Below are 14,282 nucleotides of genomic sequence, written 5' to 3' on the forward strand. Positions count from 1 at the left end.
GCCACCTCCTTGGTGGACCGCGAACCCCCTGCCGGGATTCACAAGTTCACAAGCGTGGGGCCTTCATCGTCACACGGCACCGCGTGCCCAACAAGGGGCGCGCAGGGCTGTATCCGCGCTCGGCGGCACTCCCGGATCCGCCCGATCCGCCCGGGCGCGCTACGTGCGCAGGTAGCCCAGGAGCTCGTCGTGGAGCAGGCCGTTGGACGCCGCGGCGTCGCCGCTGTGCGGGCCCGGCCGGCCGTCCAGCCCGGTGAAGCGGCCGCCGGCCTCCTCCACGATGACCACGTTCGCCGCCATGTCCCACAGGGACAGCTCCGGCTCGGCACAGATGTCCACCGACCCCTCGGCGACCATCATGTACGGCCAGAAGTCGCCGTAGCCCCGGGTGCGCCAGCAGTCGCGGGTGAGGTCGAGGAAGCCCGGCAGCAGGCCGCGCTCCTCCCAGCCGCTGAGCGAGGAGTAGGCGAACGAGGCGTCCTCGATACGTTCCACGCGGGAGGCCTGCAGGCGGGTCGCCGACGTCAGGCTGCGGCCGGTGTACGCACCGGAGCCCTTGGCGGCCCACCACCGGCGGCCCAGCGCCGGAGCCGACACCACGCCCACGACGGGCTCCCAGCTGATCTCCCCGGCGTACTCGGACTGCACCATCAGGGAGATCAGCGTGGCCCAGACCGGCACCCCGCGCACGTAGTTCTTGGTGCCGTCGATCGGGTCGATCACCCAGCGGCGCGGGCCCGTGCCCTCGCTGCCGAACTCCTCGCCCAGCACCGCATCGCGCGGCCGTGCGCGCTGCAGGTGACCGCGGATCAGCTCCTCGGCGGCCTTGTCCGCCTCGCTCACCGGGGTCATGTCCGGTTTGGTCTCGACCTTCAGGTCGAGGGCCTTGAACCGGTCCATGGTGGCCGCGTCGGCGGCATCCGCGAGGACATGGGCCAGCCGCAGATCATCGTGGTAGTCGGACATGGCTGAACAGTACCCGTGGCCGCCGCTCCGGCACTCGCGGCCCGCCCAGGGCTCTTGACACCGTATGGCGGCACGTCAATTCTGTGGCCACAGTCGTGGTGCGGCCGGACGGCCGGGGAGGCGACGATGCCCGCGGCACGAGAGCTCTTGCTGGACGCGGCCTTCGCGGCGCTTCGCACCCGGCCCTGGAACGGGGTCCGGATGGTGGATGTCGCGGCCGCGGCCGGGGTCTCCCGGCAGACGCTCTACAACGAGTTCGGCAGCAAGGACGGCCTCGCCCGCGCCCTGGTCCGCCGGGAGGCGGAGGCCTTCCTCGCCGGTGTCGAGCGGGCCCTGGCGGCCGTGCCCGCCGGCGCCGCCGCGGACGCCGGGGACCGCTGTGCGGCCGCCACCTGCTGGATCCTGCGCACGGCCCGGGCCAACCCCCTCGTCCGGGCCGCGCTCACGGGGTGCCGCGGGGAGCGGCTCCCGGCCGCCGCGGCACCCGCCCTGCCGGCCCCGCGGGGGCCGTTCGCTCCTCCCCGGGGGCGCTCCGGGCCCGGCGCCGCGGCCCTCGCCGAGGCCGTCCGCGACCGCACCGTCCGGGCGGTCTCCGGCACGGCCGCCGACCGGGCGCCGGAGGTCACGCGGTGGGCGTGCGAAGCGGCCGTACGGCTGACGTTGTCCTACGTCGTCGCCCCGGGCGCGTCGGACGAGGAGGCCGCCGGCCACGTCGCCCGTCTGGTCCGCGCCCTGGTGGGCGAGTACACGACGGAAGCGCCCCCCCAGGAGCAGTGACCGGTCGGGGGGCGGGCATGGCCGCCTCAGCCACCCGATCCGTACGCTGTTCTCGTCGCCCGGTCCCGGTCCCGGCCCCGGTCCCGGCCCGCGCCCGGGCGTTGGCCAGGCCCTTGCGGATCGCGATGTCGGCCTGGCGGAATTCCGTGAGGTCGTAGTCGCCCCGGCGGACGTACCCGTCGGCGACGTTCCGGTCCCGGCATCCCTCCGGCGGGCCTGTGGGGCCGCGCTGACGAAGCGTCAGGCACGCGCCCTGCGCGGCTCCGTACAGACCGTCTTCCAGGGCGCATACGGGACGAAGGGTGCCGGTTCCGCGGGCGGTTCGGGTTGTCCGCCGGGTCTCCAGTGGACTGCCCGGGTTCGGCACCGACCGGCAACCTCGTTGTGGCCGACCGTCGTTGTGCCGCAACCGGCGCGGTATGCGTATGCCTCAGTGCGCCGAACCCGACAGCTGCAGCCCCATCACTCCCAGGATCACCAAACCGATCGACACCAGCTTCAGCGTCGAGACCAGGTCGCCGAGGAAGACCATGCCGTAGATGGCCGTGCCGGCCGCGCCGATGCCCGTCCACACGGCGTAGGCCGGGCCCACGTCGAGCTTCTTGAGGGAGAGCGTCAGCAGGCCGAAGCTGCCGAGCGCGAAGCACGCGAACGCGATCGTCGGCCACAGCCGGGTGAAACCGTGGGAGAGCTTGAGACAGACCGCGAAGCCGGTTTCCAGCAGTCCGGCGACCACGACCAGCAGCCACGCCATCAGTTTGCCTCCCGTGTCTCGTGACCGCCGCCCGTCCCGGTGTGCTTGATGCCCTTGCCACTGGCGGTCACTCGCAAACGTAGGCGATCAATCGCCTTCGCGTCGCTCCCGCGTGGAAAGCAGTCTGCGCAGCGAGTAGAGCCGCTGCGGATCGGCATGGCCGTCGGTCACCCACGCGTCCAGCGCGCAGTCCGGTTCGTCGTGGCTGCAGGCCCGCGGGCAGCCCTCCGTGCCCGGTTCCAGGTCGGGGAAGGCGTGGATGACGCGGGACGGATCGATGTGGTTGAGGCCGAACGACCGGACGCCCGGGGTGTCGATGACCCAGCCCGAACCTCCCGGCAGCGGCAGGGCCAGCGCGGAGGTGGTGGTGTGCCGGCCGCGGCCGGTGACCGCGTTGACGCGGCCGGTGGCTCGCTGCCGGTCCGGGACGAGAGCGTTGACCAAAGTCGTCTTGCCTACGCCGGAGTGGCCGACGAAGGCGGTGACCCGGCCCTCCAGCCGCTCGCGGACCCGGTCCGCGGCGCCGCCGTCCGCGAGCTCCTCGCGGCTGGTGACCACGTGGTGCACGCCCAGCGAGCCGTAGGACTCCAGGAGTTTGTCCGGCGAGGCCAGGTCCGACTTCGTCAGGACGAGCAGCGGCTCCAGGCCCGCGTCGAAGGCGGCGACCAGACAGCGGTCGATGAGCCGGGGCCGCGGCTCGGGGTCCGCGAGGGCGGTGACGATCGCGAGCTGGTCGGCGTTGGCCACCACCACGCGCTCGAAGGGATCGTCGTCGTCCGCCGTGCGGCGCAGCACCGACGAGCGCTCCTCGACCCGCACGATGCGCGCGAGCGTGTCCTTGGCGCCGGACAGGTCCCCGACGACCGCGACCCGGTCGCCGACCACGACCCCCTTGCGGCCCAGCTCGCGGGCCTTCATCGCCATCACGATCCGGTCCTCGACCAGACAGGTCAGCCGGCCGCGGTCGACGGTCAGGACGAAGCCCTCGGCGGCGTCCTCGTGCTTGGGGCGGATGTTGGTGCGGGGGCGGTTGCCCTTGCGGTTGGGGCGGACGCGGACGTCGTCCTCGTCGGGGTTCTTGCCGTAGCGGCGCATTGCTGGCTTTCCTGGATCTCTCAGACTCTCGGCGCCGTCGCCGCCCCCGCGACGGTTCCCAGCATCCCGGTCCACAGCTCCGGGAAGTCGGGCAGGGTCTTGGCGGTGGTGGCCACGTTCTCCACCTGGACGCCGTCGACCGCGAGGCCGATGACGGCGGCCGCGGTGGCGAGCCGGTGGTCCTCGTAGGTGTGGAAGACGCCCCCGTGCAGCGGGCGCGGGCGGATGTGCAGCCCGTCCTCGGTCTCGGTGACGTTGCCGCCGAGCTCGTTGATCTCCTTGGCCAGGGCGGCCAGCCGGTCCGTCTCATGCAGCCGCAGGTGGGCGATGCCGCGCAGGGTGGACTCGGAGTCGGCGAGCGCCGCGACGGCGGCGATCACCGGGGTCAGCTCGCCGACCTCGTGCAGGTCGGCGTCGATGCCGGTGATGCGGCCGGTGCCGGTGAAGGTCAGGCCGGCCTCGGTCAGCTCGCAGGAGCCGCCCATCGCGGTGAAGATCTCCCGCAGGGCGTCGCCGGGCTGGGTGGTGCGCTCGGGCCAGTCGGGGACGGTGACCCGGCCGCCGGTGACCAGGGCGGCGGCCAGGAACGGCGCCGCGTTGGACAGGTCCGGCTCGATCACGACGTCGCGGCCGAGCAGGGCGCTGGGGGAGACCCGCCACACGTTCGGCTCGCCGCCGGACTCGGGGGTGTCCACCTGCGCACCGGCCTGCCGCAGCATGTCGACGGTCATCCGGATGTGCGGCATCGAGGGCAGCACGGAGCCGACGTGCCGGACCTCCACGCCCTGGTTGAAGCGCGGTCCGGACAGCAGCAGCGCGCTCACGAACTGCGACGAGGACGAGGCGTCGATCTCGACGGTGCCGCCCTCCAGGGCGCCGCCGCCGTGCACGGTCAGGGGCAGGGCGCCGCGCTCGTTGTCGTCTATGCGGGCGCCCAGGGCGCGCAGCGCGTCGATCACGCCGTGCAGGGGGCGCTCGTAGCTGCGGGGGTCGCCGTCGAAGCGGATCGGGCCGTCGGCCAGGCTCGCCACGGGCGGCAGGAAGCGCATCACGGTGCCGGCGTTGCCGACGTCGACGGTGGCGGGGCCGCGCAGCCGCGCGGGGATCACCCGCCACGCCTCGCCGGAGCCGGCCGGGCCGTCCGTATCGCCGGAGCTGGAGGAGACGGTCTCCTCGATGCCGACGCCCATGGCGCGCAGCGCCTCGGCCATCAGCAGGGTGTCGCGGGAGCGCAGGGGGCGGCGCAGCCAGCCGGGCTCGGAGGCGAGCGCGGCCAGCACCAGGGCGCGGTTGGTGACCGACTTCGAACCGGGCACGGTGACGGTCGCGTCGACCGCTCCCGTGGCGAGGGGGGCGGGCCAGAGGTCTGTGTGCGCGGGGTTCTCGGTCATGCCTTTACCTTACTGACGTTCGCCGCGTGGTTCGGTCCCCGAAGTCCTATGGCCTGAGGTTCCCGGCCCGGGCGGCGTCCGCCGGTGCCCCGGCGCGCCCCGTACGCGCCCCTCCCGGGTCACAGGCGCAGCAGCCAGCGCCCTCCGCCGGTCAGCGCGCACAGCGAGATCACATGAAAGAAAACCAGCCACACCGTGGCGGGCAGGTGCGTGAGCCGGGCGAGCTGGTCGGCGTCCGAGTCCGGGGCCCCGCGGGAGCGGCGCTTGCGCTGCAGTTCGAAGGCCGGCCGGACGCCGCCGAGCAGCAGGAACCACACGACCACGTACGCGAACAGCGCCTGCACGTCGGGCCTCGCCAGCCAGGAGATCAGCACGAACAAGGAGCCCGAGAGCACCACCGTCAGCACCCCGTAGGCGTTGCGGATCATCAGCAGCATCGCCGCGAGCAGCGCCGTGGCGAGCCACAGCAGCGCAGTGATGTGACCGGCGGAGAGCAGCCACGCGCCGCCGAGCCCCAGCAACGAGGCGGCGGGGTAGCCCGCGGCGGCGGTGAGGATCATGCCGAGGCCGGTCGGCTTGCCGCGCGAGACGGTCAGGCCGGAGGTGTCCGAGTGCAGCCGGATGCCCTCCAGCCGCCGCCCGGCGAGCAGGGCCACCAGGCCGTGGCCGCCCTCGTGGGCGATGGTGACGGCGTTGCGGGTCACCAGCCATATGTCGCGCTGGGCCACCGCCGCGAGGGCGACCAGCCCCGTGGCGGCCACCAGCCACACGGAGGGCGCGGGCTGGGTTCCCACCACGCGGTCCCACAGGGCGGTGGCTTCGGTGCTGTCCATTTGTGCGCGGCTCCTCGTAGGTCCGTGGCAGGGTTGGCGAACATGTGTGGTCGATATGCGGCGAGCCGGGAGCCCGAGGATCTCGTGGGGCTCTTCGGCATCGGGAAGTGGGAGCCGTCCGAGGCCCTCGCTCCGGACTGGAACGTGGCCCCGACGAAGAGCGTCCATGCGGTGCTCGAACGTCCTCTGAAAGACGCAGCCGACCGGCGTCCGGTTCGCCAGCTGCGCCCGCTGCGCTGGGGCCTGGTCCCGCCGTGGGCGAAGTCGCCCGAGGGCGCCGCGAAGATGATCAACGCCCGGTCCGAGACCGTCCACGAGAAGCCGTCCTACCGGCAGGCCTTCGAGAGGCGCCGCTGCCTGATACCCGCCGACGGATACTACGAGTGGGTCACCGGAGCGGCCGAGCGGGAGCTGGAGGAGCAGGGCCGTAAGAAGAGGACCCGCAAGCAGCCCTACTTCGTCACCCCGGCCGACGGCTCGGTCATGGCGATGGCCGGGCTGTACGAGTTCTGGCGCGACCCCGCGCTGCCGCCCGACCACCCCCACGCCTGGTGGGCCACCTGCACGGTGATCACGACGGAGGCCGAGCCCGCGCCGTTCGCCTCCCCTGAGGAGGACGCGGCGCCGGACGGCGGCCCCCGCTCCCTGGCCGAGATCCACCCCCGGATGCCGCTGGTGCTGCCGCCCGACCGGTGGGACGCCTGGCTGGACCCGGCGTGCACGGACATGGAGGAGCTGCGCGCTCTGCTCGCCCCGCCGCCCGCGGGATCCGTGCGCGCCTACCCGGTCGCGACCGCGGTCAGCGACGTCCGCAACAACGGCCCCGAGCTCCTGGAGGAACTGGACGCGCCGGAGGAAGCGACGCTGTTCTGAGGCGCCGTTGTTCCGAGACGCCGTACTGAGGTGAAGGGGCTTCGGCTGAGGTGAAGGGGCTCCGGGGGGCGCGGTGGACGAAGATGGACGGGTGATCGAGACCGTTCCCACCCCCGCGGGTGACGCCCGTATCCACTGGTACCCCGCCCCGCAGGCGCGCCTCGTGCTCGCCCTCGGCCACGGCGCCGGCGGCGGCATCGAGGCCCGCGACCTGCAGGCCCTCGCCGCCGCACTGCCCGCCCACGGCGTCACCGTCGCCCTGGTGGAGCAGCCCTGGCGCGTCGCCGGCAAGAAGGTCGCCCCGGCGCCGAAGACGCTGGACGCCGCCTGGACGGCCCTGTGGCCGGCGCTGCGGGAGCCCGGGCATCCGGTCGTGGCCGGCGGCCGCAGCGCGGGCGCCCGCGTCGCCTGCCGCACCGCGGCCGGCCTCGGCGCCGTCGCCGTGCTCGCCCTGAGCTTCCCGCTCCACCCGCCGGGCAAGCCGGAGAAGTCCCGCGCGGACGAGCTGGCCGGCACCGGCCTGCCCACCCTCGTCGTGCAGGGCGCCAAGGACCCGTTCGGCCGCCCCGAGGAGTTCCCGCCCGGCACCCGCCTGGTCCCCGTGCCCTACGGGGACCACGGCTTCGCCGTGCCGAAGAAGGCGGACATCGGGCAGGAGGAGGCCTTGGCCGGCCTCACCGGGGCCGTAGCCGGCTGGCTGGGCGGCATCGACGGGGCCGGCGGCGTCGGCGTCGACGGCACCGACCGCTGAAGCCGCCGCCGCTGAAGCCGCCGTAGCAGCCGGATCCGCAGCAGCCGGGTCCGCCGTAGTAGCCGAATTCGCCGCAGCCTCGGAATTCCGGATTCCGGAAGAGCCGTTGAATTCCGGAGGATTCCGGGAATGCCCCGCGCCCGGGCGATGTTGTGCCAGTCGTCATCAGCTACTGGACCGGTGGCTACTGGCCGACCGAGGAATGGGAGCTCGCCGCATGGGTTCGATCGCATGCCTGTCCCGCCCGCAGACCGCTGACCTGGGGTGGGCGGCACTGCATGTGGCGCAGCCCGCCCCGGCTGGAGCGGCGGACGGGCGGGATCGTCGTCTATTCTCCGATTCGAGCGGGTCCGCATCCGGTCCTGCCGTCGTGTTGGAGGAGGTGGGTCCGGTCACTGGGACCGACGAGGGGACCGAAGACACCGGGGCCACGGGCATGAAGAGCGTCACCGAGAACGCCGCCGCCACGGGCGACGCCGCCGGCGCGGAGACCGCCGCCGAGCGCAACGCCCGGTTCGAGCGCGACGCCCTCACCTTCCTCGACCAGATGTACTCCGCCGCCCTGCGCATGACGCGCAACCCGGCGGACGCGGAGGACCTGGTGCAGGAGACCTACGCCAAGGCGTACGCGTCCTTCCACCAGTTCCGCGACGGCACGAACCTCAAGGCGTGGCTGTACCGCATCCTGACCAACACCTTCATCAACTCCTACCGCAAGAAGCAGCGCGAGCCGCTGCGCAGCGCGTCGGAGGAGATCGAGGACTGGCAGCTGGCCCGTGCCGAGTCGCACATGTCGACCGGCCTGCGCTCCGCCGAGTCCCAGGCGCTGGACCACCTTCCGGACTCCGATGTCAAGGAGGCCCTCCAGGCCATCCCCGAGGAATTCCGGATAGCGGTCTACCTCGCGGACGTCGAGGGCTTTGCCTACAAGGAGATCGCGGACATCATGGGTACGCCCATCGGCACGGTCATGTCCCGGCTCCACCGGGGCCGCCGCCAGCTGCGCGGAATGCTGGAGGACTACGCCCGTGAGCGGGGTCTCGTCCCGGCCGGGGCGGCCCCCGCGCCGAACGGCTCCGACGAGTCGCACAACCGGAAAGGCTCGGACTCATGAGCTGCGGAGACCCGCACGAGACGGACTGCTCCGAGGTCCTCGACCACCTCTACGAGTTCCTCGACCACGAGATGCCCGACGGGGACTGCGCCAAGTTCGAGGTGCACATCGACGAGTGCTCCCCGTGCCTGGAGAAATACGGCCTGGAACAGGCGGTGAAGAAGCTGGTCAAGCGCTGCTGCGGCCACGATGACGTGCCCGCCGACCTGCGCTCGAAGGTGATGGGCCGGATCGAGCTGATCCGTGCCGGGCAGTCGGTGCCCGACCAGGACGTCGTGGCCGAGGCCAGGGCGGCGGAGGCCGCCGCCCGGACGCAGGGCGTCCAGAGCGCCCCGGGCGACCGGGGCGTCCGCAGCGCGTCGGGCGGCTCCGCCGGTGCGGGCCCCCTGGGCGCCACGGCACAGGAGTAGACGCGGGCGCCGTGCCTGCACCGTGCGGTCCGCGTACGTCCGCGTAGTTCCCCTGCGTCCCTCTGCGTAGCCCTTCCAGGCCTGATGCGGCCCGGGCCCGGCATGCCGCCCGGAGGGGATTATCACCCGAAGGTGTGCATCTGGTCGGTTCGCGCGGGGCAATCCCCGAATGCGCCGTTCCCCGGCCCTGCCGAACCCTATTCTCCCCTTCCTGACGGCAAGCATGTCGGCACCTCACGGGACGGGAGGACGCAGCATGGGGGCACTTCCGGCGGCAGCGCGCGCCTGTGTCCTGTGCGCTGCCCTCGCCGCCGCCCTGTGCGCCGCGCCCGCCCTGCGGGCCGCCCACGGCGTCCCCTGGGGCGCGGTGGCCCTCCTGGCCGCGGTCTGCGCCGTCTGCGAGCGCCTGCCGCGCCGCACCCTGACCCTGCCCGTCCTGCTCGCCGGGGCGTTCCTGCTGCCGCCCGCCGCCGCGGGGCTCGTGGCCGTGCCGGGCGCGCTCGCCGGCCGCGTCGAGCAGCGCCCGGTGTGGGTCCGGCGGTTGTGGCACGCCGCCCAGCTCTCGCTGGCCACCTGCGCCGCCTCCCACGTCTTCGCCCTCACGGCCCCGGCCACGGCTTCGCCCGCCTCCCCGGGCGCCGGCTTCCCCCCGGTCGCCCCCGCGGACTTCCCCTCCGCCCTGCCGCCCGCCCTCGCCGCCGCCCTCGTCCTCTCGCTCGCCGCCGCCGCCCTCGACGGCGCCGTCCGCGTGGCCGCCGAGCGCCGCCGCCCGCGCGCCGCATGGAGCGGGCTCCTGCTGCCCGGCCCGCTGCTGCCGGCCCTCGTGCACGGCCCCATCGGGCTGCTGACCGCGGCCCTGTGGCACAGCACCTACGGCCCGGCCACGGCGCTGCTCGTCCTGCTGCCGATGTCCGTCTCGTCCTGGTTCCTGGACCGCTGCGAGCGCGAGCGGGCCGCCCACCAGGCCACCATCCGGGCGCTCGTCCAGGCCGTCGACCTCAAGGACCAGTACACCCGCGGCCACAGCGAGCGCGTGGGGCGCGCCTCGGTGCTCATCGGCCGCGAGCTCGGCATGGCCGGCGAGCGGCTGGAGGCGCTGCGCTTCGCGGGCATCCTGCACGACGTCGGCAAGCTCGGCGTCCCCACCCGCCTGCTGCGCAAGGACGGACCGCTCACCACGGAGGAGCGGCGCGTCATCGAGCTGCACCCGGAGTACGGGCACGAGATGGTGCGCGGCATCGGCTTCCTGGACGAGGCGCGGGCCGCGATCCTCCACCACCACGAGCGTCTGGACGGCACCGGCTATCCCTACGGCCTGATGGGACCTCAGATTCCCTTCTTCGCCCGCATCGTGGCCGTCGCGGACGCGTTCGACGCCATGACCTCCACGCGCAGTTACAGCCGGGCCCGTCCCGTGCCAGCCGCCCTCGCCGAGCTCCACCGCTGCGCGGGAAGCCAGTTCGACCCTCGCATGGTCGCGGCCCTGTCCGCGGCCCTCGACCGTCACGGATGGCATTCGACAGTGACCTCAGAGGCTACGGAGAGTGCAACTCCGCCCAACGGAAACGTCCCTTCTTCCCGCCGGCCGGTCACCGGGGCCGGCCACCCGGGAGGTGAGGGGTGACGGGACGCGGTGACGGAATGCTGATACGGAGCGTGCACGCCGCCGCCCTGGCGCTCTCCCTGGCCGCCCTGGCCCGCACCGCATGGCACGGCGTCGCCCAGCCCCAAGTCGCCCTCGCCTACGGCCTCCTGATCGCCGTCGGCGAGGCCGCCCGGCGCCGCCGCCCCACGACCGGCCCCGGCGACCGCCAGACCGCCCCCGTCGGCGCCGCCGGAGCCCTCTCCTACGCCCTCCTCGGGGAGATCGGCGGCCGGCCCACCGCGCACTGCGCCCCGCAGGTCGTCGCCGTCGTGCTCGCCGCGACCCTCGCCGGGGCGGTCGGCCGCCCGCCCACCCGCGACCACCTCGCCCGCCGCCTGCTCACCACCGGCTTCGCCGCCGTCTGCTTCCAGCCCCTGCACCACTCCGGCGCCCTCGACCGCTGGCCCGGCCACGGCCCCGCCTACGCCTTCGTCCTGCTCCTCGTCCTCGCGCTGACCACTCTCTTCGACGCCGTGCTCGCCGCGGTCCTCACCCGCGCCCGCACCGGCGGCCCCTACGGGCCCGTCCTCCGCGACGAGCTGCGCGCCCTCGCCGGCATCGGCACCGCGATCTGCGCCACCGGCGCTGTCATGGCCCTGGCCGTGGGCGTCGCCGGCCTGTGGGCCCTGCCGGTCTTCTGCCTGCCCCTGCTGCTCACCCAGCTCTCCTTCCACCGCTACACCGCCGTACGGGCCACGTACCACCAGACCATCGCCTCCCTCGCCCGCTCCACGGAGATCGCGGGCCACACCCCGGCCGGGCACGCCCGCCGCGTCGCCGCCCTCAGCCGGGCCGCCGGACGTGAGCTCGGCCTGTCCGAGACGGACCTCACCGTTCTGGAGTACGCGGCCCTCATGCACGACATCGGCCAGCTCTCCCTCCTCGACCCCGTCCCCGCCGGGGCCACGGAGCCGCTGCCCCCCGAGCAGCGCCGCCGCATCGCCCTCCTGGGCGGGGCCGTGGTCCGCCAGACCGGGGTGCCGTCCGACGTCGCCGTCGTCGTGGAGCGCCAAGCGGACCCCTACCGCGAGCAGCCGCTCGCCGCCCGCGTCGTCCGCACCGTCAACGCCTACGAGGACCTCGTGGGCCGCACCGGCTGCGGGCCCCTGTGCGCCCTGGAGCGGCTGCGCCTCGACACCGCCCACGAGCACGACCCGCAGGTCGTGGCCGCCCTGGCCAGGGTGCTCGCGCGCGGGGGCGGCGGCGGGGGAGCGGAGCCGGGGCGCAGCCGGAGTGGACCGGGGCCGGACCAGGGGTAAGAGTCCGGTCAAAGCGGGAGTACCGCGGTGAACCCACGGGTAATGAGCGGGCGTCCAAAGGGGCATGGTTGGATGCGAAGAGGAGAAGACGACAGAGAAAGACGGGAAAACCAGGGAGACGACGGGGGGCGTCGGGCGCGCCGCCTCCGGCACGGAGGCGGATCGGGCGCGACTTCCCGGAGCGAGTGAGATGTGGCAGGTTGTCGTCAGGGAGGACGGCGGCCTTCACCTGGGTCATCCGGCGTGGTCGCACGCAGAAACCGGCAGGCGGGAATCGTGAGGATCTTCGGCAAGGTACGGCACCGGCCTTCCGCCTCGTGGCGGCAGGCCACCGACCGTGCCTTCACGCTCATCGGCGACGGCCGGTACGAGGACGCGGGCGCACTGCTGACGCGCGCGGCCGACATGGAGCCGTGGCTCTCCGAGTCGTGGTTCAACCTGGCACTGCTGCACAAGTTCCGCCACGACTGGGAGCAGGCCCGCGCGGCCGGGCTGCGCGCCGTGGCGCTCCTGGACCGCGAGGCCGGCGCCCCGGACTGGTGGAACGTGGGCATCGCCGCCACCGCCCTGCAGGACTGGCCCCTGGCCCGCCGCGCCTGGCAGGCGTACGGCCTGCGGGTCCCCGGCGAGGGCACCCCGGCCGGCGAGCCCGTCGGCATGGAGCTGGGCAGCGCGGCCGTGAGACTCTCGCCCGAGGGCGAGGCGGAGGTCGTCTGGGGCCGCAGGCTCGACCCGGCCCGTATGGAGGTCCTCTCCATCCCGCTGCCCTCCTCGGGCCGCCGCTGGGGCGAGGTCGTGCTGCACGACGGCGTCCCGCACGGCGAGCGCGTCACCGCCGCCGGGCCCTCCTACCCCGTCTTCGACGAGATCGAGCTGTGGGCCCCCTCGCCCGTCCCGACGTGGGTCGTGCTGCTGGAGGCCGCCACCGAGGCCGACCGGGACGCCCTGGAGCGCCTCGCCGCCGACGCCGGCTTCGCCGCCGAGGACTGGTCCTCCTCCGTGCGCCTGCTGTGCCGCACGTGCTCCGAGAGCCGCATGCCCAGCGACGAGGGCAACGGCGAGCACCTCGACCCGCACGACCACAGCGAGCCCGGCCACCCCGGCCCCCTCGGCCACCGCACGGCCGGCTCCGGCTCCCTGTGGGTGCCCGAGCGCGAGTGCGGCATCGCCGCCCCCGCCGGGCTGGTGCGGGGCCTGCTGGACGGCTGGGTCGCGGACAGCCCCGACACACGCGAGTGGCGTGATCTGGAAGAGGTCTGCTGACGCCCCCGAGGGGGCCCCTTACCCTGTATAGGCATCCTTTTGGGTTTTGAGAGAGGCATAACGGCGGAATGTCGCAGCAGTCGCAGCAAGAGACCGACCAGCCGGTGGACGGCGAGTTCATCGTGGACACCGAGGACTGCGAGGAGCGCGAGCGCGCGCACCGCGAGCGCGGCACGTCCCGCCCGATCACCGTGGTCGGCAACCCCGTCCTGCACCGCGAGTGCAAGGACGTCACCTCGTTCGACGGCGAGCTCGCCCAGCTGATCGACGACATGTTCGCGAGCCAGCGCACCGCGGAGGGCGTGGGCCTCGCCGCCAACCAGATCGGCGTCGACCTCAAGGTCTTCGTCTACGACTGCATGGACGACGAGGGCGTCCGCCACGTGGGCACCGTGTGCAACCCCGTCCTGGAGGACCTCCCGGCCGACCGCCGGATCCTGGACGACTCCAACGAGGGCTGCCTCTCCGTCCCCACCGCCTACGCCTCCCTCGCCCGCCCCGACTACGCGGTCGTCCGCGGCCAGGACGCCGAGGGCAACCCCGTCCGCGTCCAGGGCACCGGCTATTTCGCCCGCTGCCTGCAGCACGAGACCGACCACCTCTACGGCCGGCTCTACATCGACCGCCTCTCCAAGCGCGACCGCAAGGACGCCCTGAAGCAGATGGAAGAGGGCACGCCGCGCTACCCGGTCGTCGCCAACGACTGACCTCGCGCACGACGCAACGCATGTGGCGGGCGCCCCCTCGTGGGGCGCCCGCCACATGCGTGCTACGGGCCGTCCGGGAAGTCGGAGGCCTCGAAGACCGGGCGCACCTCGACCTCGCCCTCCCGGAAGGGGATACGCCGGGCCCACTCCAGGGCCTCGTCCATGGAGCCGGCCCGGATGACCCAGAAGCCGGCGACCAGGTCCTTCGCCCTCCCGCCGAAGGGCCCCTCCGTGACGACGGGCGGGCCGTCCGAGTACGTCACCCGCGCGCCCGCGGAGCTGGGGCGCAGCCCCTCGCCCGCGAGCATCGCCCCGGACTGCTGCAGCTGATCGTTGTACGCACCCATCTCGGCGAGCATCTCCTTGGTCGGCATCGTGCCGGCCTCGGACTCCTCGCTCGCTTTGACGATCATCATGAAACGCGGCATCGCGTGCCTCCCGTCG

General features: G+C 73.7%; 15 protein-coding genes. 9 read left to right on the plus strand and 6 right to left on the minus strand.

What is annotated here, in order from left to right; all coding sequences use genetic code 11:
* Positions 1–159: 159 nt before the first annotated feature.
* Positions 160–966 (minus strand): histidinol-phosphatase, encoded by an 807-nt coding sequence (hisN, locus tag FGW37_RS21570; RefSeq protein ID WP_179082553.1) that lies wholly within the window; start codon positions 964–966, stop codon positions 160–162.
* A gap of 126 nt (positions 967–1,092) precedes the next feature.
* Here hisN and FGW37_RS21575 point away from each other — a divergent pair, with 126 nt between their 5' ends.
* Complete coding sequence (locus tag FGW37_RS21575; protein ID WP_179082554.1) at positions 1,093–1,743, plus strand: TetR/AcrR family transcriptional regulator; 651 nt, start codon at positions 1,093–1,095, stop codon at positions 1,741–1,743.
* Positions 1,744–2,173: 430 nt separating this feature from the next.
* Here FGW37_RS21575 and FGW37_RS21580 read toward each other — a convergent pair whose 3' ends face one another.
* From FGW37_RS21580 to FGW37_RS21595, 4 genes are all read right to left on the minus strand, one after another.
* On the minus strand, positions 2,174–2,497 hold the full coding sequence (locus FGW37_RS21580) for a DMT family transporter (RefSeq protein ID WP_030366234.1): 324 nt from the start codon (positions 2,495–2,497) through the stop codon (positions 2,174–2,176).
* An 87-nt stretch (positions 2,498–2,584) separates the two neighbouring features.
* Positions 2,585–3,592, minus strand: coding sequence for a ribosome small subunit-dependent GTPase A (gene rsgA, locus FGW37_RS21585; RefSeq protein ID WP_179082555.1), 1,008 nt, complete (start codon positions 3,590–3,592; stop codon positions 2,585–2,587).
* Between the two features lie 20 nt (positions 3,593–3,612).
* Positions 3,613–4,983: a 3-phosphoshikimate 1-carboxyvinyltransferase gene (gene aroA / locus FGW37_RS21590; protein ID WP_179082556.1), complete on the minus strand. Its 1,371-nt coding sequence runs from the start codon at positions 4,981–4,983 to the stop codon at positions 3,613–3,615.
* A 119-nt stretch (positions 4,984–5,102) separates the two neighbouring features.
* Complete coding sequence (locus FGW37_RS21595) at positions 5,103–5,816, minus strand: M50 family metallopeptidase (protein ID WP_179082557.1); 714 nt, start codon at positions 5,814–5,816, stop codon at positions 5,103–5,105.
* A 42-nt stretch (positions 5,817–5,858) separates the two neighbouring features.
* Between FGW37_RS21595 and FGW37_RS21600 the strand changes: the two genes are divergently transcribed.
* The 8 genes from FGW37_RS21600 to def all read left to right on the plus strand — a co-directional run bounded on the left by FGW37_RS21600 (position 5,859) and on the right by def (position 13,838).
* Positions 5,859–6,689 carry an SOS response-associated peptidase gene (locus FGW37_RS21600; protein WP_179082558.1) on the plus strand — a complete coding sequence of 277 codons (831 nt, stop codon included), beginning with the start codon at positions 5,859–5,861 and terminating at the stop codon, positions 6,687–6,689.
* Between the two features lie 91 nt (positions 6,690–6,780).
* Positions 6,781–7,440: an alpha/beta hydrolase family protein gene (locus tag FGW37_RS21605; RefSeq protein ID WP_179082559.1), complete on the plus strand. Its 660-nt coding sequence runs from the start codon at positions 6,781–6,783 to the stop codon at positions 7,438–7,440.
* A gap of 382 nt (positions 7,441–7,822) precedes the next feature.
* Complete coding sequence (locus FGW37_RS21610) at positions 7,823–8,554, plus strand: sigma-70 family RNA polymerase sigma factor (RefSeq protein ID WP_425506571.1); 732 nt, start codon at positions 7,823–7,825, stop codon at positions 8,552–8,554.
* Complete coding sequence (rsrA, locus tag FGW37_RS21615) at positions 8,551–8,964, plus strand: mycothiol system anti-sigma-R factor (RefSeq protein WP_246430490.1); 414 nt, start codon at positions 8,551–8,553, stop codon at positions 8,962–8,964. Before FGW37_RS21610 ends, rsrA begins: the two co-directional genes overlap by 4 nt.
* A 256-nt stretch (positions 8,965–9,220) precedes the next feature.
* Positions 9,221–10,588, plus strand: a complete 1,368-nt coding sequence (locus tag FGW37_RS21620) for an HD-GYP domain-containing protein (RefSeq protein ID WP_179082561.1) — start codon at positions 9,221–9,223, stop codon at positions 10,586–10,588.
* Positions 10,589–10,605: 17 nt separating this feature from the next.
* A complete protein-coding gene (locus FGW37_RS21625; RefSeq protein WP_179082562.1) occupies positions 10,606–11,868 on the plus strand; it encodes an HD domain-containing protein in 1,263 nt (420 codons plus the stop codon).
* Between the two features lie 276 nt (positions 11,869–12,144).
* Positions 12,145–13,131 carry a tetratricopeptide repeat protein gene (locus tag FGW37_RS21630; protein ID WP_058047142.1) on the plus strand — a complete coding sequence of 329 codons (987 nt, stop codon included), beginning with the start codon at positions 12,145–12,147 and terminating at the stop codon, positions 13,129–13,131.
* Between the two features lie 68 nt (positions 13,132–13,199).
* Positions 13,200–13,838, plus strand: a complete 639-nt coding sequence (gene def, locus FGW37_RS21635; RefSeq protein ID WP_179082563.1) for a peptide deformylase — start codon at positions 13,200–13,202, stop codon at positions 13,836–13,838.
* Between the two features lie 62 nt (positions 13,839–13,900).
* Here the strand turns inward: def and FGW37_RS21640 are convergent, their stop codons facing one another.
* The gene (locus FGW37_RS21640; RefSeq protein ID WP_179082564.1) at positions 13,901–14,266 is read right to left on the minus strand and encodes a YciI family protein; all 366 of its coding nucleotides are present in this window, start codon (positions 14,264–14,266) and stop codon (positions 13,901–13,903) included.
* Positions 14,267–14,282 lie beyond the last annotated feature (16 nt).

The organism is Streptomyces rectiverticillatus (genome assembly GCF_013394065.1).
Lineage (GTDB): Bacteria > Actinomycetota > Actinomycetes > Streptomycetales > Streptomycetaceae > Streptomyces > Streptomyces rectiverticillatus.